The organism is Allobranchiibius sp. GilTou73 (assembly GCF_021391335.1).
Classification (GTDB): Bacteria; Actinomycetota; Actinomycetes; order Actinomycetales; family Dermatophilaceae; genus Allobranchiibius; species Allobranchiibius huperziae.
In genome coordinates this window covers 2,891,822-2,914,491 of record NZ_CP090051.1, presented here as the reverse complement: position 1 = coordinate 2,914,491, position 22,670 = coordinate 2,891,822, and the positions used below count along the sequence as shown (strand labels likewise).

The 22,670-nt window shown below is 69.5% G+C and carries 22 protein-coding genes and 1 tRNA gene; 13 read left to right on the top strand and 10 right to left on the bottom strand.

Features of this window, described 5'->3' with window-relative positions:
- The first annotated feature begins 137 nt into the window (after positions 1–137).
- Positions 138–1,433 (top strand): chloride channel protein, encoded by a 1,296-nt coding sequence (locus LVQ62_RS14325; protein ID WP_233762580.1) that lies wholly within the window; start codon positions 138–140, stop codon positions 1,431–1,433.
- Positions 1,434–1,662: 229 nt separating this feature from the next.
- On the opposite strand, the gene LVQ62_RS14320 is transcribed toward LVQ62_RS14325, so the two are convergent.
- Positions 1,663–2,040, bottom strand: a complete 378-nt coding sequence (locus tag LVQ62_RS14320) for an MscL family protein (RefSeq protein WP_233762579.1) — start codon at positions 2,038–2,040, stop codon at positions 1,663–1,665.
- A 184-nt stretch (positions 2,041–2,224) separates the two neighbouring features.
- On the opposite strand from LVQ62_RS14320, the gene nagA reads away from it, so the two are divergent.
- A complete protein-coding gene (gene nagA / locus LVQ62_RS14315) occupies positions 2,225–3,352 on the top strand; it encodes an N-acetylglucosamine-6-phosphate deacetylase (RefSeq protein WP_233762577.1) in 1,128 nt (375 codons plus the stop codon).
- On the opposite strand, the gene LVQ62_RS14310 is transcribed toward nagA, so the two are convergent.
- Both LVQ62_RS14310 and LVQ62_RS14305 read right to left on the bottom strand, forming a co-directional pair.
- Complete coding sequence (locus LVQ62_RS14310) at positions 3,349–4,152, bottom strand: sigma-70 family RNA polymerase sigma factor (protein ID WP_255696408.1); 804 nt, start codon at positions 4,150–4,152, stop codon at positions 3,349–3,351. The genes nagA and LVQ62_RS14310 overlap by 4 nt on opposite strands.
- Positions 4,149–4,478 carry a hypothetical protein gene (locus LVQ62_RS14305; RefSeq protein WP_179480134.1) on the bottom strand — a complete coding sequence of 110 codons (330 nt, stop codon included), beginning with the start codon at positions 4,476–4,478 and terminating at the stop codon, positions 4,149–4,151. The genes LVQ62_RS14310 and LVQ62_RS14305 overlap by 4 nt, the downstream gene beginning before the upstream one ends.
- A 393-nt stretch (positions 4,479–4,871) precedes the next feature.
- On the opposite strand from LVQ62_RS14305, the gene LVQ62_RS14300 reads away from it, so the two are divergent.
- The 4 genes from LVQ62_RS14300 (at position 4,872) to LVQ62_RS14285 (ending at position 7,851) form a co-directional block, all read left to right on the top strand.
- Positions 4,872–5,600, top strand: a complete 729-nt coding sequence (locus tag LVQ62_RS14300; protein WP_233762572.1) for a GAF and ANTAR domain-containing protein — start codon at positions 4,872–4,874, stop codon at positions 5,598–5,600.
- Between the two features lie 205 nt (positions 5,601–5,805).
- Positions 5,806–6,366, top strand: a complete 561-nt coding sequence (locus tag LVQ62_RS14295) for a GAF and ANTAR domain-containing protein (RefSeq protein WP_233762570.1) — start codon at positions 5,806–5,808, stop codon at positions 6,364–6,366.
- 79 nt (positions 6,367–6,445) lie between these two features.
- Positions 6,446–7,165 (top strand): phosphatase PAP2 family protein, encoded by a 720-nt coding sequence (locus tag LVQ62_RS14290; protein ID WP_233762568.1) that lies wholly within the window; start codon positions 6,446–6,448, stop codon positions 7,163–7,165.
- 2 nt (positions 7,166–7,167) lie between these two features.
- On the top strand, positions 7,168–7,851 hold the full coding sequence (locus LVQ62_RS14285; protein ID WP_179480140.1) for a response regulator transcription factor: 684 nt from the start codon (positions 7,168–7,170) through the stop codon (positions 7,849–7,851).
- Here LVQ62_RS14285 and LVQ62_RS14280 read toward each other — a convergent pair.
- The gene (locus tag LVQ62_RS14280; protein WP_233762566.1) at positions 7,827–9,191 is read right to left on the bottom strand and encodes a cell wall metabolism sensor histidine kinase WalK; all 1,365 of its coding nucleotides are present in this window, start codon (positions 9,189–9,191) and stop codon (positions 7,827–7,829) included. The two genes, LVQ62_RS14285 and LVQ62_RS14280, sit on opposite strands and share 25 nt — an antisense overlap.
- A 47-nt stretch (positions 9,192–9,238) precedes the next feature.
- Between LVQ62_RS14280 and LVQ62_RS14275 the strand changes: the two genes are divergently transcribed.
- Both LVQ62_RS14275 and LVQ62_RS14270 read left to right on the top strand, forming a co-directional pair.
- Positions 9,239–10,042, top strand: a complete 804-nt coding sequence (locus LVQ62_RS14275; RefSeq protein ID WP_233762563.1) for an ABC transporter permease — start codon at positions 9,239–9,241, stop codon at positions 10,040–10,042.
- Between the two features lie 46 nt (positions 10,043–10,088).
- Positions 10,089–10,937, top strand: a complete 849-nt coding sequence (locus tag LVQ62_RS14270; RefSeq protein WP_233762561.1) for a hypothetical protein — start codon at positions 10,089–10,091, stop codon at positions 10,935–10,937.
- Positions 10,938–11,058: 121 nt separating this feature from the next.
- On the opposite strand, the gene LVQ62_RS14265 is transcribed toward LVQ62_RS14270, so the two are convergent.
- The gene (locus LVQ62_RS14265; RefSeq protein ID WP_233762559.1) at positions 11,059–12,444 is read right to left on the bottom strand and encodes an HNH endonuclease signature motif containing protein; all 1,386 of its coding nucleotides are present in this window, start codon (positions 12,442–12,444) and stop codon (positions 11,059–11,061) included.
- Between the two features lie 282 nt (positions 12,445–12,726).
- Positions 12,727–13,065 carry a MarR family winged helix-turn-helix transcriptional regulator gene (locus LVQ62_RS14260; protein ID WP_233762557.1) on the bottom strand — a complete coding sequence of 113 codons (339 nt, stop codon included), beginning with the start codon at positions 13,063–13,065 and terminating at the stop codon, positions 12,727–12,729.
- Positions 13,066–13,237: 172 nt separating this feature from the next.
- On the opposite strand from LVQ62_RS14260, the gene LVQ62_RS14255 reads away from it, so the two are divergent.
- On the top strand, positions 13,238–14,299 hold the full coding sequence (locus LVQ62_RS14255) for a hypothetical protein (protein WP_233762555.1): 1,062 nt from the start codon (positions 13,238–13,240) through the stop codon (positions 14,297–14,299).
- 53 nt (positions 14,300–14,352) lie between these two features.
- On the opposite strand, the gene LVQ62_RS14250 is transcribed toward LVQ62_RS14255, so the two are convergent.
- Entirely contained in the window at positions 14,353–15,246 is an 894-nt protein-coding gene (locus tag LVQ62_RS14250) for a M15 family metallopeptidase (protein WP_233762553.1), read from the bottom strand.
- A 269-nt stretch (positions 15,247–15,515) separates the two neighbouring features.
- Here LVQ62_RS14250 and LVQ62_RS14245 point away from each other — a divergent pair, with 269 nt between their 5' ends.
- Together LVQ62_RS14245 and LVQ62_RS14240 are read left to right on the top strand one after the other, a co-directional pair.
- Positions 15,516–16,181, top strand: a complete 666-nt coding sequence (locus LVQ62_RS14245) for a hypothetical protein (RefSeq protein ID WP_233762551.1) — start codon at positions 15,516–15,518, stop codon at positions 16,179–16,181.
- Positions 16,182–16,457: 276 nt separating this feature from the next.
- Positions 16,458–17,279 carry a serine protease gene (locus tag LVQ62_RS14240; protein WP_233762549.1) on the top strand — a complete coding sequence of 274 codons (822 nt, stop codon included), beginning with the start codon at positions 16,458–16,460 and terminating at the stop codon, positions 17,277–17,279.
- 44 nt (positions 17,280–17,323) lie between these two features.
- On the opposite strand, the gene LVQ62_RS14235 is transcribed toward LVQ62_RS14240, so the two are convergent.
- Positions 17,324–17,397 (bottom strand) — tRNA-Ile (locus LVQ62_RS14235).
- A 306-nt stretch (positions 17,398–17,703) separates the two neighbouring features.
- Here LVQ62_RS14235 and LVQ62_RS14230 point away from each other — a divergent pair.
- Together LVQ62_RS14230 and LVQ62_RS14225 are read left to right on the top strand one after the other, a co-directional pair.
- A complete protein-coding gene (locus tag LVQ62_RS14230) occupies positions 17,704–19,158 on the top strand; it encodes an LCP family protein (protein ID WP_233762547.1) in 1,455 nt (484 codons plus the stop codon).
- 153 nt (positions 19,159–19,311) lie between these two features.
- Positions 19,312–19,827: a DUF3145 domain-containing protein gene (locus LVQ62_RS14225; RefSeq protein WP_179480158.1), complete on the top strand. Its 516-nt coding sequence runs from the start codon at positions 19,312–19,314 to the stop codon at positions 19,825–19,827.
- A gap of 104 nt (positions 19,828–19,931) precedes the next feature.
- Here the strand turns inward: LVQ62_RS14225 and LVQ62_RS14220 are convergent, their stop codons facing one another.
- Together LVQ62_RS14220 and fabF are read right to left on the bottom strand one after the other, a co-directional pair.
- Complete coding sequence (locus LVQ62_RS14220) at positions 19,932–21,356, bottom strand: acyl-CoA carboxylase subunit beta (protein ID WP_233762545.1); 1,425 nt, start codon at positions 21,354–21,356, stop codon at positions 19,932–19,934.
- The gene (gene fabF / locus LVQ62_RS14215; RefSeq protein WP_179480162.1) at positions 21,356–22,600 is read right to left on the bottom strand and encodes a beta-ketoacyl-ACP synthase II; all 1,245 of its coding nucleotides are present in this window, start codon (positions 22,598–22,600) and stop codon (positions 21,356–21,358) included. Before fabF ends, LVQ62_RS14220 begins: the two co-directional genes overlap by 1 nt.
- Between the last annotated feature and the right edge of the window lie 70 nt (positions 22,601–22,670).

Genomic DNA, 22,670 nt, shown 5'->3' with positions numbered 1-22,670 from the left:
ATGCCGTCGACCAGAGCCTCGGCCGTCGCCTCCTGGCCCGTTCGCCTGGCTAGGGTGAGTGGGCGATGAGGTCGGGTGAACGCGAGCGGGTACCGCCGCCACTGTTGAAGAGGCGGCTGCCGTCGGGCCGCGGAGCGATGATGCAGCCGAACGTCACCCACGACGGCGACGCGGCCCTGACCCTGCGCTTCTGGGGTGCGATCGTCCTCACCGGTGTGCTGACCGGCCTGATCGGTGATCTGCTCATGGGCCTGCTGCGGCTCGTGTCGCGCATCGCGTTCGGTGCCAGAGGGTTCGGGGACTTCGCGGACAAGGTCGCCGCCGCAGGACCCTGGCATCGACTCACCCCGCTGCTGGTCGCCGGTGTCATCGGCGGGGTCGGGTGGTATCTGCTGCGCCGGTTCACCCCCGGACGCAAATCCGAGGTGGACGACGTCCTCTGGACGGGTGAAGGGCGCCTGTCGGTACGCCGCAGCGCCGGCACGTCCGTGCTGTCCGAGATCGTCGTGGGCCTCGGCGCGTCGCTCGGCCGCGAGGCCGCGCCCAAGCTGATGGGCGCGGTGTCGGGCAACGTGGTCGCCGGGTGGCTCAGGCTGACCCCGGCGCAACTTCGCCTGCTGGTGGCCTGCGGCGCCGGTGCCGGCTTGGCCTGCGTCTACAACGTGCCGCTCGGCGGTGCGCTCTTCACGGCGGAGGTGCTGGTCGGCGCGGTCAACCTGCCCATCGTGCTGCCGGCGCTGGCGTGCGCGGGCGTGGCGACCGTCACGGCATGGGTCGGTCTGTCGGACCACGCGACGTACGTGGGCATCCCACAGTTCTCCTACGACCCGCGGCTGCTGGTCTGGGCCCTCCTGCTCGGGCCCGTCGTGGGCGTGCTGGCCGCAGGGTACGTGCGGCTGATCGGGATCGTGTCCCACTACCGCGTCACCGGGCGATGGATGCTGATCGCGCCGCTCGTGGCGTTCGCCGTGCTCGGTGTGCTGGCGCTGCGCTACCCGCTGCTCTACGGGAACGGGTCGGACATCGCCCGCCTCGGCCTCATCGGCGGCGGATCACTGGCGCTCTTCGTTGCGTTGGCCGTGCTGAAACCGTTCGTGACGTTGCTCTGTCTGGGCAGTGGCGCCTCGGGTGGCCTGTTCACTCCGGTGCTCAGCACGGGGGCGGCTCTCGGCGCCGCCCTCGGCATTCTCTGGAGCGACGTGTGGCCGGGGTCGCCCGTCGGCGCGTACGCGCTGATCGGTGCGGCCGCGATGGTCGGCGCCGGGATGCAGGCCCCCCTTGCGGCGCTGGCGCTGCTGCTCGAACTCACGCACGGCGGCTTCGGGCTGATGGTGCCGATGATCGTGGCCACGGTGATCGCGACGGCGATCACCCGCTGGATCGACGGATATTCGATCTACTCGGCACGCCTCGCCGCCCCGGCGAGGGTGTAGCGAGTGGCCGATCCCGCACGTAGTGATCTCGCCGTCGAACGCGCAGAATCAGCGGATCGGCACCGCCGAGGAAAGCGTCCGGTTCCGTGGGAGGCAATTGCGCATCAAGGCGTTCGTCGGTGCCGGTCGTGAAACGGATAGTGGGACACATCACGGTCGATGTGTCCCACTATCCGTAGGTTGCGCGAGCAGCGCGGTAGGGCTCGGCAGCCCATTCACCCGGCGAGGATCAGGCGCGCGGTCCTGCCCGCAGCTCGTCGCGGATCTGCACCAGCAGGTCGAGCTCGGTCGGAACGTCTTCGATCTCGGCATCGCCCTTACGGCGGCGCAGGGCCAGCTCGGTCGCCTTGTTGTAGGGCACGACCACGAAGAAGTAGACGACTGCAGCCAGGATGAGGAAACCGATCAGCGCGGTGAGGAAATCACCGACGTGGATCCCACTCGGCTGGTAGCTGGAGAAGCTGGGAGATCCGCCGATCTTGCCGACGATGTCCATGATGACGACGACCAGTGCCTTCACCACCGCGGCGAAGGCCGTCGCGATGACGAACGCGACGGCGAGTTCGACGAGATTGCCTCGCATGATGAAGTCCTTGAAACCCTGCATGTGTGTCCCCTTGATCGAATGGACGATTTCCGTGTGAATTCGCGATCGACGATATCGCCACACCAGTCACGGGAGCAACAGATACGTTTCCGGCATTGACGGCCCCCTCACCCTGCTGCAGAGTTCGGACATCGGACCCCACCTGCTCTTGCATGCGGCGCGTCTTCTCGGCGCGGGCGACGCGGTGCCCGACGGGGCTGAGGGCTGGGTGCGGATCCAGGACGCTCGCGTACGAGCGGTGGGCGCCGGCGCACCGTCGGGACGCGCCGATCTCGAGTTCGCGGACGGCTGGGTGGCACCCGGTTTCGTCGACATCCACTGCCACGGCGGTGCCGGGGGAGACTTTGCTTCAGGGGATCCGGAGTCGATCCGTCGCGCGGCTCGCTACCACGAGGCGCACGGCACCGCGTCGATGCTGGCTTCGCTGGTGGCCGCCCCCGTTGACGATCTCTGCTGGCAGTTGGCAGCCGTCGCCGACGTGGTCGAGGCCGGCGACACGGTGGTGCACGGATCGCACCTGGAGGGACCGTTCCTCTCCCATGCACGCTGCGGCGCACAGAACCCCGCCCACCTCGTGGAGCCCGACGTCGCCGCGTTCGAGCGGCTGGTCACCGCCGCCCGCGGCACGTTGCGGATGATCACCGTCGCGCCCGAACTCCCCGGGGCGCTCGACCTCGTGCGCGCGGCCCGCCGTCGGGACGTGACCGTGGCGCTGGGGCACACGGACGCGACGTACGAGCAGTGCCTGCCGGCGATCGAGGCGGGCGCCACGGTCGCCACACACCTCTTCAACGGCATGCGGCCGCTGCACCACCGCGAGCCCGGCCCCGTCGGGGCGGCGCTGGATCAGGGGCTGTGGTGCGAGGTGATCGCCGATGGCATCCACCTGCACCCCGCCGTCCTGCGGATGGCCGCACTCGCAGCGTCCGACCGGCTCGTGGCGGTCACCGATGCGATCAGCGCGGCCGGTCTGCCGGACGGCAGACACGAACTCGGCGGGCAGGCCGTCGTCGTGACCGACGGGACGGCCCGGCTCGCGCGCGATGCCTCGCTGGCGGGCAGCACTCTCACCATGCGGGCGGCCGTACGCCGGTGTGTCGAGGCAGGCATGTCCGTGCCGGTCGCGGTGCGGGCGGCGACCCGGAGTCCGTCGGTCGCCGCGGGACTGGACGCGCACGGCCGTATAGAGCCGGGTGCCGACGGCCGACTGCTGCACCTCGGATCCTTCAACGGCGCAACGCCGTTCGGCGATGGCGAAGCGGCCCGCTGGGTCGGGACACCCGTCGATGTCGATCCCGGCGGGCGTCGCTAGGCGGGCACCCGCTCCGCGTCCTCGTCCAGGCACACCCGCAGCCTCTCGATGATCGCGGCGAGCGTGCGCGAGACCTGCATCTGGCTGATGCCCAGACAATTCCCGATCTGCAACTGGGTCATCTCCTGCTCGAACCTCAGCTGCAGGATCAACCGGTCGCGGGGCGGCAGCTCGTGGATGCTCTGCCGGAGCACCAGCGCGGTGAGCAGGGCGTCGACAGTGCCGACGCTGCCCAGGTTGAGCTGGCCGCCGGGCTGGGAGTCCGGGTGCACACCGAGAAGTGCGTCGAGCGAGGTGGCGGTGTAGGACGATCCCACCCGTTGCGCGTCACGCACGACCTCGGGGCTGATGTGCAGATGCTCGGCGATGTCCCCCACCGTCGGTGTCGTGCCAAGAGACTGGGTCAGGTCCTGGGTCGCACGCCGCACCTCGTGGTAGGTGTCGTGCAGGCTGCGGGGCGGGCGCACCGCCCAGCCGTGGTCGCGCAGATATCTCTTCAGCTCCCCGTCGATGGTGACCCGGGCGTACGGCGCGAACGGTGACCCTCGGGACGGTTCGAAGCGTGCCACCGCCATGACCAGGGTCAGCGACGCGACCTGCTGCAGATCCTCCAGTTCGGCACCGAGCCCCGTGTAGCGGCGGGCGATCGCGTGCGCCAACGCGAGGTTCTCCTGGATCGCATCCGACCGCAGTCTTTCCGCTACGCGGGTGTTGGCCGTCCTGGACGTACGCTGGAGCAACGCGAAGGTGCGCACCTCGCGTTCACGTGAGGCATGAGCAGACGCCGGTGGGCACCTCATCGGGACGACGCCCGACGTCGCGCGGTGACGTTCTCGACGGTCACGTCGACGCGACCGGGAGCCAGCGCCTGCACCGCGGCTCGGATGGCCTCCACCGTGAGCAGCAGGTGGCAGTCCCGGGCCAGCACCACGTGCACGTCGTATCCGTACTCGACCTCGCGGATGCCCCGCACCTGGCGCGTCGGAAGGTAGGTGACGACGTGTTCCTTGCCGGCGTGCAGCCCCTGCACGCCAGGGGTGGCGAGCACCGCCTGCGCGATGACCTCGACCCGCTGTGGTCCGTTCCTCGCACCGGGGGTGAGGACCTGCACGGACTGGCCGCTCATGGTGACGGGCGGGGTGGTGGAGCCGATGTCGTGAGCCAGTGCTCTGTCATGGACTGTCCTTCGTCGAGAGGCGCCTTGCCGCGGCAGTCAGCGGATGGATAGACGCGTCGAAGGCACCGAGTTCAATGACGAATTCGGTCGAAGGATCGGCGATTCCCCGTCTGGCTTGCCGTGGGAAGAGGGCTGCCGGGTCCGGGGCGGTAAGGCCACGCGATATGTGACCTCGCTGTCAAGTCTGCACCGCATCCAGGGTGTGTCAACCGTTGATCCAGGAAGGACCCACCCGAGCCACGACAAAACATAGTGAGCGGACTAGTCTCCGGGGCACGTAGTGACGACCCCGGTCCTTGGCGTCGGTTCGACCGGAACAGATGACGCCGATAGAAGACCGGGGTGCAGATGGACAAGGTGCAGCGCATCCTGGCCGACCTGCAGTCCACCGCCAGCACCGTCGACGGTAGGGCGACCCTTCCGGAGGCCCTCTGCGCCACCTGCGCGACATCACTGCAGGTCACCGGCGTCGGACTGGCCCTCATGAGTGAGCGCGGTCCGGAGGGCCTGGTCGCGGCCACCGACGGGCTGGCGAAGACGATGGAGGACCTGCAGTTCGACCTTGGCGAGGGGCCATGCGTCGACGCATCGGCCGCCATGCGTCCGGTGCTGCAACCCGACCTGCGCAAGACCGCGTCCGCGAGGTGGCCGGCGTTCGGGCCCGCGGTGCTGGAGGCCGGCATCGAGGCGATCTTCGCGTTCCCGTTGCAGGTCGGTGCGATCCGCCTGGGTGTGCTCGATCTCTACCGCGACGTCCCCGGTCCGCTCAGCTCCGAGACCTTCCGGGACGCCCTCTCCTTCAGCGACGCCGCCACCAGGTTGCTGCTCTACCTGCAGGAGCAGATGAACGATCAGGGCGAACTGCACCCCGATCTGCTGCTGACCCACCACAACCGTCCCGAGGTGCATCAGGCGACCGGCATGATCGCCGTCCAGGCCGCAGTGGGTCTCGCCGAGGCGCTGCTCGTTCTCCGCGCCCGGGCCTACAGCGACGGACGCAGCATCGTGGACCTCGCACGCGACGTCGTCTCCGGAAACCTTCGCTTCGAGCCGGATGGCGAGGACTCATGAGTGAGATCATCGAACCGCGTACCCCGCATGAAAGGCGGCCCCCCATGGTCACCCAGGAACGCCTCGTCGAGGCATTCGTCGATCTGGCCGATACGTTGGTGGCAGAGTTCGACGTCATCGACTTCCTGCATTCTCTGGCCAGTACGACCGTCGAACTCCTCGACGCGGACGCAGCAGGTCTGATGCTGGCCGACCAGCGGGGGAGTTGCACCTGCTCGCCGCCTCATCGGACGAGACGCGCACCCTGGAACTGTTCGAACTGCAGCACAATCAGGGCCCCTGTCTCGATGCCTATCGCGAGGGCAAGCCGGTCACCAACATCGACCCCGCAACGGCCGAGGAGCGTTGGCCGGCATTCGGTGCCGCCGTACGGGCGGGCAACTTCACCTCGGTCCACGCCATTCCGATGCGATTGCGCGATGAGGTGATCGGCGCCATGAACCTCTTCCTGGCGAGACCCGGCGATCTGTCCAATGCGGACGTTGCACTGGGCCAGGGTCTGGCGGACATCGCCACCATCGGACTGCTGCAGGAACGCGCCGTACAGCAGCAGCAGATCCTCGCCGAGCAGCTCCAGGGGGCGCTCAACAGCCGCGTCGTGATCGAGCAGGCCAAGGGCATGCTCGCCGCACGCCACGGCGTGTCCGTGCTCGACGCCTTCGCGGCCATGCGCACGTATGCCCGCCGCAACGGCCGGCCGCTATCGCGTGTCGCCGTCGAGATCATCGACGGCAGCCTGGACGAGGCGAAGCTGCGGGTCACCTGACCTGCGCCCCTCCGGGTCGTCGGCCGTCGTCCTGACGATGCTCAGGTGCCCCACAGGGGCACGGGGGCAATCTGACGGGGTGCTGCTCCTCGTCCCCGCTCGTCGACGCCCCGGCCCCGCGCCGGAGCGTATCGACCGCAGGCTCGTCGCGTGGGGCGCCTCGATGGTGGCTCTCGGTCTGCTGATCGGCGTCTGGGTGACCTCGACCGGTGCGCGGCACACCGGCGAATACGCGCTGGATGCAGACCTGTCCCGGCACCGCAACGTCGCCGGAGTCGCGCTCGCCCGACTGGTGGACGTCGTCGGTTCGCCCCTGGTGGGGCCGTTCCTGCTGCTCGCACTCGCGGCTGTCCTGTGGTGGCTGATCGATCGCGGCACCGCCGCCTGGTTCCTGGGACTGGCGATCGTGGGCTGGTTCTCGGTCACGGTGTGCAAGGTGGCCTTCCACCGCCACCGGCCACCGACCGCCGCGATCCACGCGCTCGTCGTGGAGCACGGCGCCGACAGCTTCCCCAGCGGTCACACCGCTCTCGCCGCAGGCATCGTGGTCGGCGCGGCGGTCGCCGTGCGCGGCAACCGCGCCGTCCGGTCGTGGGTGCTGCTGGTCGGCATCCCACTGATCGCGCTGGTCGGCCTGACCCGACTGCTGCTGGGTGCGCACTACCTCGGGGATGTGGTGGGGTCTCCGCTCATCGCCGGTGGCGCGGTCCTGCTCGCGGCCGGTCTGCTGCGGCCGGTCGAAGATCGGGTCCGTGGTCGTTTCGACGGCGCCCGGTTGCCGCGTGGGTCCAGGATGTGACGGTGCCCCACCTCCACGTGCTGCTCGCCGAGGACGAACAGAGCCTCGCCACCGTCGTCACCAACGGACTTCGCGAACGCGGTTTCACCGTGGACACCGTGCACGACGGCAGGGACGCGGTCTGGCGGGCGCGCGAGACGGCGTACGACGTGATCGTCCTGGACATCATGATGCCCGGTCTCAACGGGTACGACGTGGTGCGCGCGATCCGCGAGCACGACGCGCAGACGCCGATCCTGATGCTGACGGCCAAGGATGGCGAGTGGGATCAGGCGGACGCGTTCGAGCTCGGGGCCGACGACTACCTGACCAAGCCGTTCAGCTTCGTGGTGCTGGTCGCCCGGCTCCGCGCGCTGGCCCGGCGCGGCGGTGCCGGGGTGGACGCGCCGCTGCGGGTCGGCGGACTGCGCCTGGACTCCGCACAGCACCGGGTGCACCGCGCGGAGAGCGAGATCGATCTGACGCCGAGGGAATTCGCGCTCCTGGAGTTCTTCATGCGGCACCCGGGGCAGCTGCTCACCAAGTCGCAGATCCTGGACGACGTGTGGGATCTGCCGCTGGCCGACCACGGCAACATCGTCGAGGTCTACATCGGCTACCTGCGTCGCAAGATCGACACACCCTTCGACCTGCACACCCTGGAGACGGTGCGCGGCGTCGGTTACCGCCTCGTCGCCGACGTATAGGGCAACCGCACGGTGAACTGCGCCCCGCCGCGCGCGCTGCGATCGACCTGCACGGTCCCGCCGTGCGCGCGCACGATCTCCCGGACGATCGCGAGTCCCAGCCCGGAGCCGCCGACCTCGCGGGTGCGGCTCTCGTCCAGGCGCACGAAACGTTCGAAGACGCGTGCGCGATCCTCCTCCGCGATGCCCGTGCCGTCGTCGCCCACCGTGAGCAGCACGTGGTCGTCGCCGGCCACCGTCTGCACCTGCAACCAGGAGCGGGCGTGCCGGGCCGCGTTGTCCGTCAGGTTGCGCACGACCTGGTCGAGTCGCTCGGGGTCGCCCTGCAGCCGCGCCGGAGAGAGCTGCGACTCCACCGTGAGATCGGTCGTCGACGCCAGCCGGGTGGCGTGGTGGAAGACGATGTCGTCCAGGTCGACGTCGCGATCGCGCAGCACCAGACCCCTGTTGTCGCTGCGGGTCAGCAGCAGCAACCCGTCGATCAGCTCCTGCAGACGGTCCGCTTCGCGGCGCATCAGACCGGCGTTCTCGGTCGAGACCCGGTGGCCGTCGGTGGCGGCGATCTCCAGTGCGGCCTGCAGCGTCGCGACGGGGGAGCGCAGCTCGTGACTGGCGTCCGCGACGAACCGCTGCTGCGACTCCTGCGCGGTGTAGAGCCGGTGCAGCATCTCGTTCATTGTCGTGGCCAAGGTCGCGACCTCGTCCTTCGCCGGTCCGACGGGCAGGCGCTCGTCCAGGTTGCGGGCCGTGATGCGCTCGGCCTGCCGCCGGATCGCCTCGACCGGCTGCAGCGTCCGGCTGGTGAGCACCCACGCCAGGGCGGCCGCCCCACCGACGAGGAACGGGATGCAGATCAGGACGAGCTTGGCCGCCTCGCTGACCGCTTCGTGCTGCGCTTCCTGCGACGCCTGGACCAGGATCGTGAACTGCTGCCCGCCGTACGTCGTGCGTGCTTGCACACTGAGGGGCTGATCGAGATCACCGGGCAGCCAGTAGCCCTTGTTGCCCCGGACGATGGTGCCGTCGCCCGGGACGACCTCGCCTGTCCAGCGACTCTCGCGGGGATACTCCGCCACCACGCGACCGTCGGAGCCGAAGACGTGCACGGTGGTGCCCGGGCTGACGCTCGACGTCGTTCCCGCCACACCGGACGGCCCCGACCGGGAGACGGCCGAGGTGACCGCGGCAGCCGTGTGCTGGGTCTCGTGCTGCAGGTTGGCGGTCAGGGACCGCTGCAGCAGGTTGGCGACCACCAGGACACCGATCAGCAGCGGCAGCGCTGTGACGACGGCCGCCAGGATCGTCAGGCGGCTGCGGATGCCACGCGGGAACCGGATCACCGGACCATCTTCGCGTGGTGCGCCTGCGCATCGGCTGAGATCGCCGCATGACCCTGCAGACCCTGCAGGGATTGCCACACCTCGTCCTGGGTACGCCGGGTACGTACGTGGGGGAGTACGGGCGACTCGCGCTCGGCCTGATCCTGCTGCTGTCCATCGCGTGCGTCGTGCTGCGACAGGCCGCGATCCCACACGTCCGCGGCGTGGTGACCGCGTCCGCGCGGGCGGTCGTGCAGCTGGCCCTCATCGCACTGGCACTGCGCGGCGTCTTCGCGGCGCCGATCACCGTGATCGCTGTGATCGCAGTGATGTTCACGGTGGCGTGCTGGACGGCCGGACGTCGTCTGCGAGGCCAGCTGAACGCGATGCGGGCCGTCGTCGCCTCGATCGGCGCGGGGGTGTCCGTGGCGGTCGCCATCATCGTGGGGATGCCGACGCTGACCCGTGATGTACGCACCTTGGTCGCTGTCTGCGGGATCGTCATCGGCGGCGCGATGACCGTGGCCACGCTGACCGGGCGCAGGTTCGCGCGCGGGCTGCACGATCGCCGCGACGAGGTGGAGGCGTGGCTGTCCATCGGCGCGACACCGCGACAGGCGGCGAGGGACGTCGCGCGCACCTCGGTCTACGAGGCGCTGGTGCCCGCCCTGGACCAGACCCGCACGGTGGGTCTGGTGACATTGCCCGGCGCCTTCGTAGGCGCGCTGCTCGGCGGAGCCAGCGCCGAGAGCGCCGCTCGCTTCCAGATCGTCGTCCTGGTGGGTCTGCTGTGTGCGCAGTCGATCACAGCGACGCTGCTCGCCTGGCTGATCGGCGCCCCGCAGGTGCTTCCGGCGGCTCCGCACGACTGAGAGATCACCCAGTGATCTCTCAGTCGGTGCCGCTTACCTTCTCCGCGTGCCGACACCGCAGCCCCGTACGCGACCGACCGTCCTCCGCAGGCCCGATCCGATCGCCGCCAAGGTCCCCGAGATCACCGCACTCTTTTGGGTCGTGAAGGTGCTCACCACTGGCATGGGGGAGGCCGCGTCCGACTGGTTCGGCGGCATAAGCCTCGTCCTCGCCGGTGTGCTCGGGGTCGGAGGTTTCGCGCTGGGCATGACGTGGCAGCTGCGCAGCATCCGCTACCGCGCGTGGACGTACTGGTTCGCGGTCGCGATGGTCGCGTTGTTCGGCACGATGGTGGCCGACGGCCTGCACATCGTCCTGGCGCTGCCGTACACGGTCACCACGGCGGTCTACGCGCTGGCGCTCGCGTTCGTCCTCCACCGGTGGCACCGCAGCGAGGGGACGCTGTCGATCCACAGCATCACCACCAAGCGACGGGAGACCTACTACTGGGTGACCGTGCTGCTCACCTTCGCCCTCGGGACCGCCGCCGGTGACCTGACCGCGACCACGATGCATCTCGGGTTCTTCGCGTCCGGTGTGCTCTTCGGGGCCGCGATCCTCGTGGTACTACTGGCGTGGCGCCTCGGGCTGGGTGCCATCGCGGCGTTCTGGACGGCGTACGTCCTCACCCGCCCGCTGGGGGCGTCCTTCGCCGACTGGTTCGGCAAGCCGCACTCGTTCGGTGCCGGCCTGGGGTACGGCGACGGCGTCGTCACCGGAGCGCTCACCCTGCTCATCGTGGTGCTGGTCGCCTATCTCGCGGCGAGCCGGCGTGACGTGCAGGACGGCCAGTCCGGTGTTGCCGCGCACGAGCTGCCCGTCTCCGGCGCCGTCGCGGAGGGCGATGCCGTCTAGTGCCGATGTGGCCACATGGACGGTGGCAGCGTGGTGATTTGTACGACTGCTCTGCCCGACCACCTCGACGGGCGGGTGGATGGAAAAGCTGCGGCGGGTCGTTCGGTCCGGCGGCGCTCCGTCATGCTGCTGGGTGCTGGCCGGGTCGGCTGGGCATGAGCCCGGGGGTGAGGTCCCAGATGACGCCGGTCTGAGTGACGGTGGCGGTGAGCAGGTCGCGGTGCACGATCGTGTGGTGACGGGCGCAGAGCAGTGCTGCGTTGGTGACGTTGGTTTGGCCGCCGGCCCACCAGGGCACGACATGGTGGGCGTCGCACCAGTCGGGTGGTCGGTCGCAGCCGGGGAAGGTGCAGTGCTGATCTCGGTGGATGATCGCGGTCCGCAGGCCTCCGGTGAAGAGGCGTTTCGCGCGGCCGACGTCCAATGGTTCGGACTCCCCACCCAAGACGATGGGGATGAGGTCGGCGTCGCAGGCCAGCCTGCGCAGGGTGCCCGCGTCGAGGTGGTCACCGTCGGTGGTCATTCCGATGCCAGGTAGGTACGTCGGTGCGGATTTGCTGTCGTTCGAATCGTGTTCGCTGAGGTGGCCCACCTCCCGGAGCCCCTCGTACAGAGTGTTGTAGTCCAGGGTGACCAGGAGTTTCGCGGTCCCGCCGAGCTCCCCGACCGGCCGCGGTGCAGCGCCGTCCAGCGCGCCGGCCGCGGTGTCGATCAGCCGCACCAGGGCGTCGGCGCGGCGTTTGGCCGGTGTCCGCAAGTCACGGTCAGGGCTGCAAAGGTCTTGTGCGTCCGGGCAGGGCTGCGGTGTCGGCGCGGACAGGGCGCGGAGGGCGTGTTTGACGGCGGCGGCGTGCCCGCCGGACAGTTCGGCGACGAACCTCGTCAGTCCACCGGGTAGGTCGGCCCAGTACACCGATTCGCAGTCCTGCTGTCGTTCTTCATCGCGGACGAGGTGCTCGGGGGCGTATTCGCCGCGGATCCGGGTGCTGAGCTCGCGGAGGGCGCGGGGTCCGAAGCTGCTCAGCGACAGGTACCGCCCGAGCAGGTCGTCGCGATCCGCGCAGGGCAGTTGCGGCAGGATCTGGGGGACTTCCCGCAGCGCGGCCGCCGCCACCGGGACGGTCGCCGCCCCGCTCGCGAGGGCGTCGGCGACGACGGTGTTGCGGGGGTCGGCGCAGTCCACCCCCACGGCTCCGACCCGGCGCACGACGACGGGGTCGACACCGCGGGCCTGCTGGGCGACCCAGGCCGGTGCCCCGGTCGCGGTGGAGTTGGCGACCGTGCCCCGACCGAGGGCGTCCGCCGTCGCTAGGGCGGCAACGTTCTCTCCCCGTGCTCCGATCTGCAGCATCGAACCGACGACCTCGCCCAGCTCGGTCTCATCCAGTTGGTACAGCGCACCGGGCCACTCGTCCAACGTGGTCTTGAACTCACTCAGCAGGCCCATCAGTCGGGTACCCGCTCCCGGCGCGGCGGGCGCCTGCGTGTCTCTTGTCGACTGCGCCATGGCCCCTCCTCGAGCTGCTGATCCTCACGTCGTCCGTATACCATGGATCATACGCGTGTTCGAACCAGGATGCAACGGGTAATCCGGCGAATACATCTGCGAACGTTGAGTATTCGAACTGAGGTTATCCACATCCCCTCCTCCGCGGTGTGGGTTTCATGGGTTGTCCACACCTCACCGATCGCCCCCACCCGCCGACTGCGCATGGTGCGATACGGATGGGACACGTGTGCCATCTGGGAAGTACGAAATGCCCAGTCTGCCGATCGCGGACGCTGACGGTCAGCTGGGGCGCGAGTTGAACCGCCGCAGGAGCTCGGCGAACTGGGTCACCTCGGCGTCCGTCCAGTCACCCACGCGGTCCCGGATCGCCTCGATCCGCACCGTGTCCGACTGCTGCAGGATGTGGCGGCCCTCGGGGGTGAGCCTCAGCCACTGCGCGCGGCGTTCACCGGGAGCGGCCTCCCGCTCGATGAGTCCTCGCTGCTCGAGGACGGCGATCTGCCGGCTCGCCGTGGACTTGTCGATCTGCAGATCGGCCGCCACGTCGACTGCGGTCGGGTGTGGTCGTGCGGTGACCGCGGACATCAACGTGGCCTCCGCGAATGTGATCTCGGGCACGTTGGTGCTCCACTCGCGCCGCAATCTCCTTGCAAACGAACGTAGTTCGACGAGCACGACCCGTAATGGCTCGTCGCGCGATTTGCTCCCCGTGTCCATAGGCATACTATAGACATAGAAGTTGCATCTACCAACTTCAGACTCGGACGGTAGTAGGAGGAGAACGGTGAAGGTGAGCGGACCGCAGCAGGTGGTGCCGATGAAGACGGTGCTGTCCCATGTGCTGGTGCCGATCGTGATGGGCCTGGTGATGGCGGCGGCGTACCTCGGCGGCTTCCACAAGCCGGCACCTCACAACGTGCCGCTGGCCGTCGTGGGGACGACGCAGCAGGCGCAGCCGATCGCCGACGCGCTGCAGCATGCTGTCGGTGACGCGGCGACGGTGCGGGTCGTGCCGAACACGGCTGAAGCCACCCGCGAGATCCAGCAGCTCGACCTCTCCGGCGCGTACGTGCCCGGAGCTCACCAGGCAGTCCTCCTGACCGGGTCGGCCGCCTCGGACAGCACGAAGACCGTGGTGACACAGGTCTTCTCGCCGGTTGCTCTCAAACAGGGAGTGCCGCTGTCGGTCAAGGACGTGGCACCCGTGACCGCGGGCGACCCGATCGGTCAGAACGGCTTTTTCTTCCTCGTCGCGCTCACCGTCGGCGCCTACGCGACCTCGATCGCCATCGGTGCGGCAGCCGCCTCCCGGCGCTTCCGGGACCGCGTCGGCCTTGCCGCCGGTGCCGCCGTGGTGCTCTCGACGGCCGAGCTCGCAGTCGCCCACTTCGGCTACGACATGTTCGGCGGTCACGTCCCGGCCGTCTGGGGTCTGTCGATCCTCTACACGGCGGCCGTGATGTTCGTCGGCGTCGGACTGCACCCGCTGGTCGGACGGTTCAACACGCTGCTCTACTCCGCCGTCTTCGTCGCACTGAACTTCACGAGCTCCGGGGGAGTCTTCTCACCCGTCCTGCAGCCGGCGTTCTTCGGCTGGCTGCACCACTTCTGGATCGGTGCCGGGTTCGTGGAGACGCTGCGCCGGATGTTCTACTTCCCGGCCGTCGGCCTCGGCGGTCCGCTGGCGATCCTGTTCGGATGGCTCGTGCTCGGCATCGCCTGCCTGGGTCTCGGGTACGCCGTGGAGCAGCGCCGTGCGCGTCGTACGGCGACCGGCGCGGACGTCGACCGCTCCACCGGTCGGCTGGACTCCGCCACCGAGGAGGAACTGGAAGAGGACGTCGCCGTCTGAGCTTCGACCCCCACCATCCCCGATCCCGACGTGCCGATCCCGGCGCGTCGGGATCAGTACGTCGGGGCGGCCGGCAGTCCGAACAGGTCTTCCTCGGTCACGATCTGCCGTGCGTGCACGTAGGCGGTCAGGGGAGTGCCGAGGTATCGCACGTGCCACGGCTCGGACTGCCATCCGGTGATTGCGGTCTTCCCCACCGCGTTGCTGAGGATGAAGCCGTACCGCCACGCGTTGGCCGCGATCCACCGACCCGTGGCGGTGGTCGTGGTGCATGACGCATTCGTGCACGGGGCATTGGTGAGATCGGCGGCCAGGCCCAGCTGGTGTTCGCTGAACCCCGGGCGCGCAACGAGGTTGTCGGCCACCTTCTGCCCGTACTGCTTCACGTCCTGGTCGTAGAGCGCGCGCTGCGATGCGTAGGAGCGGTACCCGCTGTTGACGCCCGTGGTCAGCCCCGCGGCCGCGGCACCGGCGATGAGCTGCCTCACGGCGGTCGCCGCGCTGGCGGTGAGCTGGCGCGAGCCGACCGTCTGCAGCCCTGACGGCGCGTAGGTCGACGGCAACGCGTTGCGCTTGTTGGTCATTCGCCACAGCGCACCTGCCAAGGACGTGGCCGACGTACTTGCCTCGACGGTCGACGGGGCGTAGCCCGGCGCGGTGACGACGTACGAGCTGCGCGACCCGGTCGGCTGCCAGAGGACGAGCAGGGCGTGGCCTGTCACCGAGGTGCTGGATCCGATCAGTGAGCCGCCCGAGTGCCGCACCGTCACGACCGTGCCGGACGGCACGCTCACCCAGAGAGCGGTCTTGGTCGGCAGGAGCGCGTAGGGGGCCACCGACATCGACGGGAGGGTGCTTGCGGCTCGGGCGCTCGGTGCCGACACGGCCAGGGTGGCGGGGACGGCGATGAGCGCCGCGAGGAGGGATGTGGTGAGTCGACGCTTCACGACTGCTGGACCTTTCATGCGACCCGGTCAGGATGATGACCGGACATCAGGCCTCGGCAGGAGGCCGTCACCAACGACACGGTAGACCGACCGGACATCTCCGCGTCATTACGGCACCGATCGACTCGGCGGGTCTAGCCCCGCGCTCGCAGTGGGTGCTCACCACGAGCGAACCGGTCTGTGCCCCCGGGCCCGGATCGCCACCGGCCGGCCGCTCGGTTCGCAGCTTTCGCTCAGGGGTGACTTCTAACGTCCGAAGCACCTTTGCAGTGCGGTTCGAACAAGTCCTGGCCGAACAGGGAGCTGATCATGCCTCTTTCCCGCGTCGTCGCCGTGCCGGCCCTCCTGAGCCTCGCCCTGGTCGCCGGCTGCAACAACTCGAGCTCCGGGTCGTCGTCGTCGTCCGGGGAGCAGCCGACTCCTCCACCAGCTCCTCGGCCGCGTCGAGCACGAGCTCCAGCGGCTCGAGCACCGCCGCCAGTTCAGCGGCGAGCCCCACGAATGCGGCCGCGAGCTGTCCGAGTTCCAACACACGCTCGTTCGCCAAGACCCGCTTCGTCACCGATATCGGCCTGACCGTCGGCACATTCCACCGCTGGATCTGGAAGCCGTACAAGGCTGGGACGTTCCACAAGGGCTCCCACGGCCGGATCCGGGCGGTCGTCAAGGGCGCCGCGGTGGCCGGGCTGGACCTGCATCTGATGAACAACGCCAAGAAGAACATCGAGGCCAACCCGACCCTGTGCAAGGACCTGGCCGCGCCGATCCAGAGCGCGGTCACCAGTCTCACCAACCTCGAAGGCAAGATCACCAGCGGTGACTACGGATCGCTGACCACCCTGGAGAGCACGCTCTCGGGCATCCTGAGCACCGGCAACAAGCATGGCCTCGGCATCACCGAGTCCACCGACGAGAGCAAGGCCTCGCAGGGCTGAGCGCCCGCGCGAACCGCCGAGCAGCAGCCCGGAACATGGGCTGGTCGGCCACCACATCGACGACTCGGTCGCGACGTGCGTCACGGCGGACAAGCCGGCATCGAGAACTCTTCCTCGCGATTTCAGGCGCGATCGACCTGCCCATTTCCCACGCTTCGGCCGCAGTCTGCGGGAGACTCGCCTCGTCATGCCCACTGCTCGATGACAACGCCCGACTGCCCTCGGGGGCAGCCCGAGGCGGGGCGGCCGCCCGTGTACCTGAACAGGAGCACACCGATGAAGCGTGTGATCGCAACGATCGCGGCCGGGCTCGGCGCCGCGGGGACCGTGCTCGGTGCGGCGACCGCACCGGCGTCCGCCGCGTCCTCCGTGCCTTCCGCACGCGCCACGACGCCGACGGCGAGCACCTCCCCGGGCGTACCCACCGTCGGAACGCTCTTCACGGACGGATTCCCCGGACGGCACAGCTGCACGGCGAGCGTCATCGCCAGCCCGACCCATGACCTGCTGCTGACGGCCGGCCACTGCGTATCGGGCACCGCGGCCGGGTGGCTGTTCGTGCCCGCCTACGATGGGATGTCCGCGCTCCGGCCGGCGCCGTACGGCGTGTGGAAGGTCGAGCGCGCCTACGTCGCACCGCGCTGGAAGAGCGTGCACGACACGCAGTACGACTACGCGATCCTGCAGGTCGCGGGGCAGCGCCATGGCTGGCGAACTGTGCAGGTGCAGGACCTCACCGGCGGCAACGTGCTCTCCACGGCTCCGCAACCCGGGACCGAGATCACCGATGTGGCCTACAACGGCGGTGCCAGCCGACCCGTCAGCTGTACCGTGCCGACCTATCTCACCGACGGCTATCCCGCCTTCAACTGTGACGGCTACGTCGGCGGCAGCAGTGGCAGCCCGTGGTTGTCCGCCATCCCCGGCTCACAGCTCAAGGCGGTCCGCGGCGTCATCGGCGGCCTGCACCAGGGTGGCTGCTACTCCTACACGTCCTACAGCTCGTCCTTCACGTCCGAGGTGTTCGCCGTGTACAACCGCGCCGTCTCCGGCTCGGCGCCCGACACGGTGACGCCAGCCGGCAGCGACGGCTGCTGACAGCCCGACGCGCAGGTGGGATCTGCTCTGCGCGCGCATCCGAGTGGGGCGGCTGGGGCTTGAACCCAGGACCGACGGATTATGAGTCCGCTGCTCTGACCAGCTGAGCTACCGCCCCCAGCGCACGCACCCTACCCGGCGGGGCACCGAACGCGGTCGCCGTGCTCAGGGTGCGCACGGCGGGCGTACAGGGGGTCGGGAGTGAGCCCTGTCACGCTCGCTCCTGCGTAGTCCCGCGGCATCGCGCACGAAGCGTTCGCGAACCGCCGCCAACCTGAGAGCCACGGAAAGGTTCGATGGTTATCGTGCCCAGGGCTCACGCCACTGCTCATCGACCTCTGCCAGGAAGCACCGCATTCATGATCTCCCGCCCGCGCCTACGCGGACATCTCGTTGACCCACTGCCGACGGCGGTGGGTCGCCGATGAGTGACGACGGACGCAAGGGACCGCACGCCCAGGGGCCGGGCGCGCGGCTGCCCCGCCCCCGCGGTGAGTCGGCGGGCGGGCCGAGCGGTGCACCGCGAGAGGGCCGGCCCGCCGGCGCCACCGGCAATCGGTCCGCGGCGGCTGAGCGGGCCGCGCTGCGGCGTACCCATCTGAGGCGGCGCATCCTGCTCGGTCTGGCCGCGGTCATGGTCGTCATCGTCGCGGCCGGCGCGCTCGTCGTACATCACCTGAACGGCAACATCCGCACGGTCGCGATCCCCAAGGGTCTGGTGGGCACCGAGACGACAGACGCCAAGGGCCGCGCCCCGATCAACGTCCTCGTCATGGGGTCCGACACCAGAGGCAGCTCGGCCGACTGCGCCATCGGTGGGGGATGTCAGGCATCGACGAGCACCGCGTCGGGGAAGAGCGCCACGTCGCTGGCAGCGAACGCCGACGTCGAGATGCTCGTGCACATCTCCGCCGACCGCAGCAACGCCACGATCATGAGCATCCCGCGAGACACTGTGGTCGACATCCCCGAGTGCACGGACCCAGCGACCGGGCAGCCCGTCGCCGCACATCAGGAGCGCATCAACAGCTCCCTGCAGTACGGCCCGAGCTGCACGCTGCAGACGGTGCACAACCTGACGGGGGTGCCGATCGACCACTTCGCGGTCATCGACTTCTCCGGCGTCGTCACGATGTCGGACGCGGTCGGCGGAGTGAACGTGTGCGTCAACCACGACGTCTACGACACCTACTCCCACCTGAAGCTCAAGAAGGGTTCGCACACCCTCAAGGGCAAGTCGGCCCTGGAGTTCCTGCGGACTCGGCACGGTTTCGGCGACGGTAGCGACATCGGTCGCACCGTGGCCCAGCATCTCTTCCTGTCCGCGATGCTGCGTCAGATGGAGAGCGCGTCGACCCTGGCGAACCCGGTCCGTCTCTACGACCTCGCGAACGCGGCGACCAAGGCAGTCACGGTCGACAACGGTCTGGGCGACATCGGCAAGCTCACCGGGCTGGCCAAGGAGCTGAACAAGATCCCCAGTAAGCGCATCACGTTCACCACGATGCCGAACATCCCCGACCCGCAGAACCAGGCCGAGGTCTTGCCGGCGAGCAACGCGGCCGCACTCTTCGCGAAAATCAAGTCGGACACGTCGCTCACCGCCTCGCCGGAGAAGACCCCGACGGGTGGCAGCTCATCGACGCCGGGATCCTCATCGAGCGTGACCCCGTCGCCGAGCGGCGGCACGACGCCGGGGGAGGGCACGACGCCCACCACGGGCGCCAGCAGCAGCGGCACCGACTACGCCACCACCGTCGACAAGGCGGTGGGCTGCGCACAGGTCGCCCAGGTGGCGACCGTGCAGATCAACGGCATCGCGATGACCCCCATCCAGGCGTACGCCGCGTCGCCGAACGTGCCCGATTCGGCGCCGTGACCGCCGGAGAACGATCAGACGTTAAACCTGGTGCTCATGTGACGAATGGGGCACAATGAGCGGCAATTGAATCTGCAGTACGCCACGCATGCCGTCGGCTCGTTTCACCGTAGGTCGTTGGGGAAGACGTCCCTCATGGTGAAGGAGGCTCGGATGTCCGTGGCAGGTAGTCGCGCCGTCGCGCGCGGGGTCGTGTTCATCCACTCGGCCCCCACCGCGTTGTGCCCGCACATCGCCTGGGCGCTGGAGAGCGTGCTGGGCCAGTCCGTCGCGCTCGAATGGACCGCGCAGCCGGTCGCGTCCGGCATGGTGCGCACCGAGCTGTCATGGATGGCCGATCCGGGCACCGGCGCCCGGCTGGCCAGCACGCTGCGGGGCTGGGACCACGTGCGATACGAGGTCACCGAGGAAGCCAGCCCCGGAGTCGACGGCTCACGCTGGGCGCACACCCCGAATCTCGGGATCCACCACACCTGGACCTCGACGTCGGGGGACGCGGTCATCCACGAGGACCGGCTCCGGTCGGCCCTCGCGGAGTGCGGGGGAGACCCTGAGGTGTTCCGTGCCGAGATGGCCGAGCTGCTCGGGACCGCGTGGGACAAGGAGCTGGAGCCCTTCCGGTACGCCGGAGACGGCGCCACGGTGCGCTGGCTGCACCGGGTGTCCTGACCTGGCGCCACCTGCTCATCGAGGGGTAGCGAAACGGTCGAGGGGTGGCGAAATATCGCCACCCCTCGACCGTTTTCCGGACCCCTCGACGGAGGGGTGCGAAATCAGAGCGGGATGTTGCCGTGCTCCCCGCGTCGCTGCGGGGCTGCCGCGATGGCGGTGGCGAGAGCAGTGCGGGTGCTGGTCGACTCGATGACCTCATCGACCACGCCGATCTCGACCGCGCGCGGCAGACCGCCCGCGAGGACCGCGTGCTCCTCGGCCAGCTCGTTCTCGACCGTCACGCGCTCGGCCGGGTCGACCTCCGCGAGGCGGCGCCGGTGCAGGATCCGCACGGCGGCGACGTGGCCCATGACCGCAACCTCCGCCGTCGGCCAGGCGAAGACCCGGGTCGCACCGAGCGAGCGGGAGTTCATCGCGATGTACGCGCCGCCGTACGTCTTGCGGGTTACCAGCGTCACCCGGGGCACCACGGCCTCGGCGAACGCGTGCAGCAGCTTGGCGCCGCGTCGTACGACGCCGTCCCACTCCTGGCCGACACCGGGCAGGTAGCCCGGCACGTCCACGAGCACCACGAGGGGGATGCCGAACGCGTCACACATCCGCACGAAGCGGCTGGCCTTCTCCGCGGACGTCGCGTCGAGGCAGCCGCCGAGGCGCAGCGGGTTGTTAGCGATCACGCCGACCGTGCGGCCGCCGAGGCGACCGAGGGTGGTCACGATGGACGGGGCCCAGCGCGGGTGCAGCTCGACGCAGTCCTCGACGTCGTCGACCACGTCCGCGATGAGCGGGTGCACGTCGTACGCGCGCTTGGCCGACTCCGGGAAGGTCGCGGCGAGGTCGCGGTCCTGCACCGACGGCACGTCCATCCGGCCCTGGTCGGACAGCAGGCTGACCATCTGCCGGCCGCGGTCGTAGGCCTCCTCGGTGGTCTCGGTGGCCACGTGCACCACGCCCGAACGGCGGCCGTGCGGTTCGGCGCCGCCGAGCCGGGCGGCGGTGACGTTCTCACCGGTCACCGAACGTACGACGTCCGGCCCGGTCACGAAGATCAGCCCGTCCGGGCCGAGGATGACGATGTCGGTCAGCGCCGGGCCATACGCCGCGCCGCCGGCCGCGGCGCCGAGCACCACGGAGATCTGCGGGATCTTGCCCGATGCGCGGGTCATGATCGCGAACATCTCGCCCATGCCGTTGAGGGAGACCACGCCGTCGGCCAGCCGCGCACCGCCGGAGTGCCACAGGCCCACGATCGGCGAATCATCAGCCAGCGCACGCTCGTACGCCGCGACGATCACGCCGCAGCCCTCGGCGCCGAGCGCTCCGCCCTGGATGCGGGGGTCGGCGGCGAAGACCACGGTCGGGACGCCGCGCACCGTGCCGGTGGCGGCGAGCATGCCGCTGCGGTCCTGTGCCGAGATGAGCTGCAGCGAACCGTCGTCGAGGAAGGTCGTGAGCCGGGTCAGGGGGTCGCGCGGGTCCGCTTCCTCGACGGGGGCCGGGGCGGGTGCGTGGTCGGTGGACGTCATCAGATGCTCTTCACTGTCAGGGCCACGTTGTGGCCGCCGAATCCGAAGGAGTTGTTGAGGGCGGCGATGTCGCCGTCCGGCAGCTTGCGGTGCTCCCCGCGCACGACGTCGAGCGAGATCTCGGGGTCGAGGTTGTCCACGTTCGTGGTCGCCGGGATGATCCGGTGGTAGAGGCTGAGCACGGTGATCAGCCCCTCCAACGCGCCGGCGGCGCCGAGCAGGTGCCCGGTCATCGACTTGGTCGCCGTGATCGAGATGTCGTCGGTCGCGTCGCCGAACGCCCTTCGGATGGCATTCGATTCGGCGATGTCACCGACCGGGGTGGAGGTGGCGTGCGCGTTGATGTGGATGATGTCGCGCGGCGACAGGTCGGCCCGCTCGACGGCCTCGAGCATCGCGCGGGAGGCGCCCGCGCCCTCGGGCTCGGGGGCGGTGATGTGGAAGGCGTCGGCCGACATGCCGATGCTCGCCAGCTCCGCATAGATGCGGGCGCCGCGGGCCGTGGCGTGCTCGTAGGACTCCAGCACCAGGACGCCTGCACCTTCGCCGATCACGAAGCCGTCGCGGTCCACGTCGTAGGGACGCGAGGCGTGGGTCGGGTCGTCGTTGCGGGGTGAGAGCGCGCGCATCGCGGCGAAGCCGGCCATCGGCAGCGGGTGGATCGCGGCCTCGGTGCCGCCGGCGACGACGACATCGGCGCGGCCGTCGCGGATCATCGCGGCGGCGTAGCCCATGGCCTCTGCGCCGGAGGCGCAGGCGGACACAGTGGTGTGGGCTCCGGCGCGACCGCCGAGCTCGAGAGAGACGTTTCCGGATGCGGTGTTGGGCATCAGCATCGGGACGGTCAGGGGGTAGATCCGGCGCGGACCCTTCTCCTTCAGCACGTCGTACTGGTCGAGCAGGGTGTGCACGCCGCCGATGCCGGTGCCGATGGCGACACCGAGACGCTCGGGATCGACCTCCGGGGTGCCGGCGTCGGCCCAGGCCTCACGGGAGGCGATCATCGCGTACTGCGCCGACGGGTCCATCCGACGGATCTCGACCTTCTTGAGCACCTCGGAGGGGTGCTGCTTGATGGTCGCGGCAAAGGTGACGGGGAGGTCGTAGCGGTCCAGCCATTCCTGTGGCAGCGGACGTGCTCCTGACTCGCCCGCGAGCAGCGCCTCCCAGGTCTGCGTCATGGTGCCACCCAGGGGAGTGGTCGCACCGAGTCCGGTGACGACGATGCGCCGGTCTGCGGTCATGGGATGAAACTCCTTGATGATCAGTGCTGCTCGAAATGCCGCTCGAAGGATGCGACCGGTCCGGGTGGCC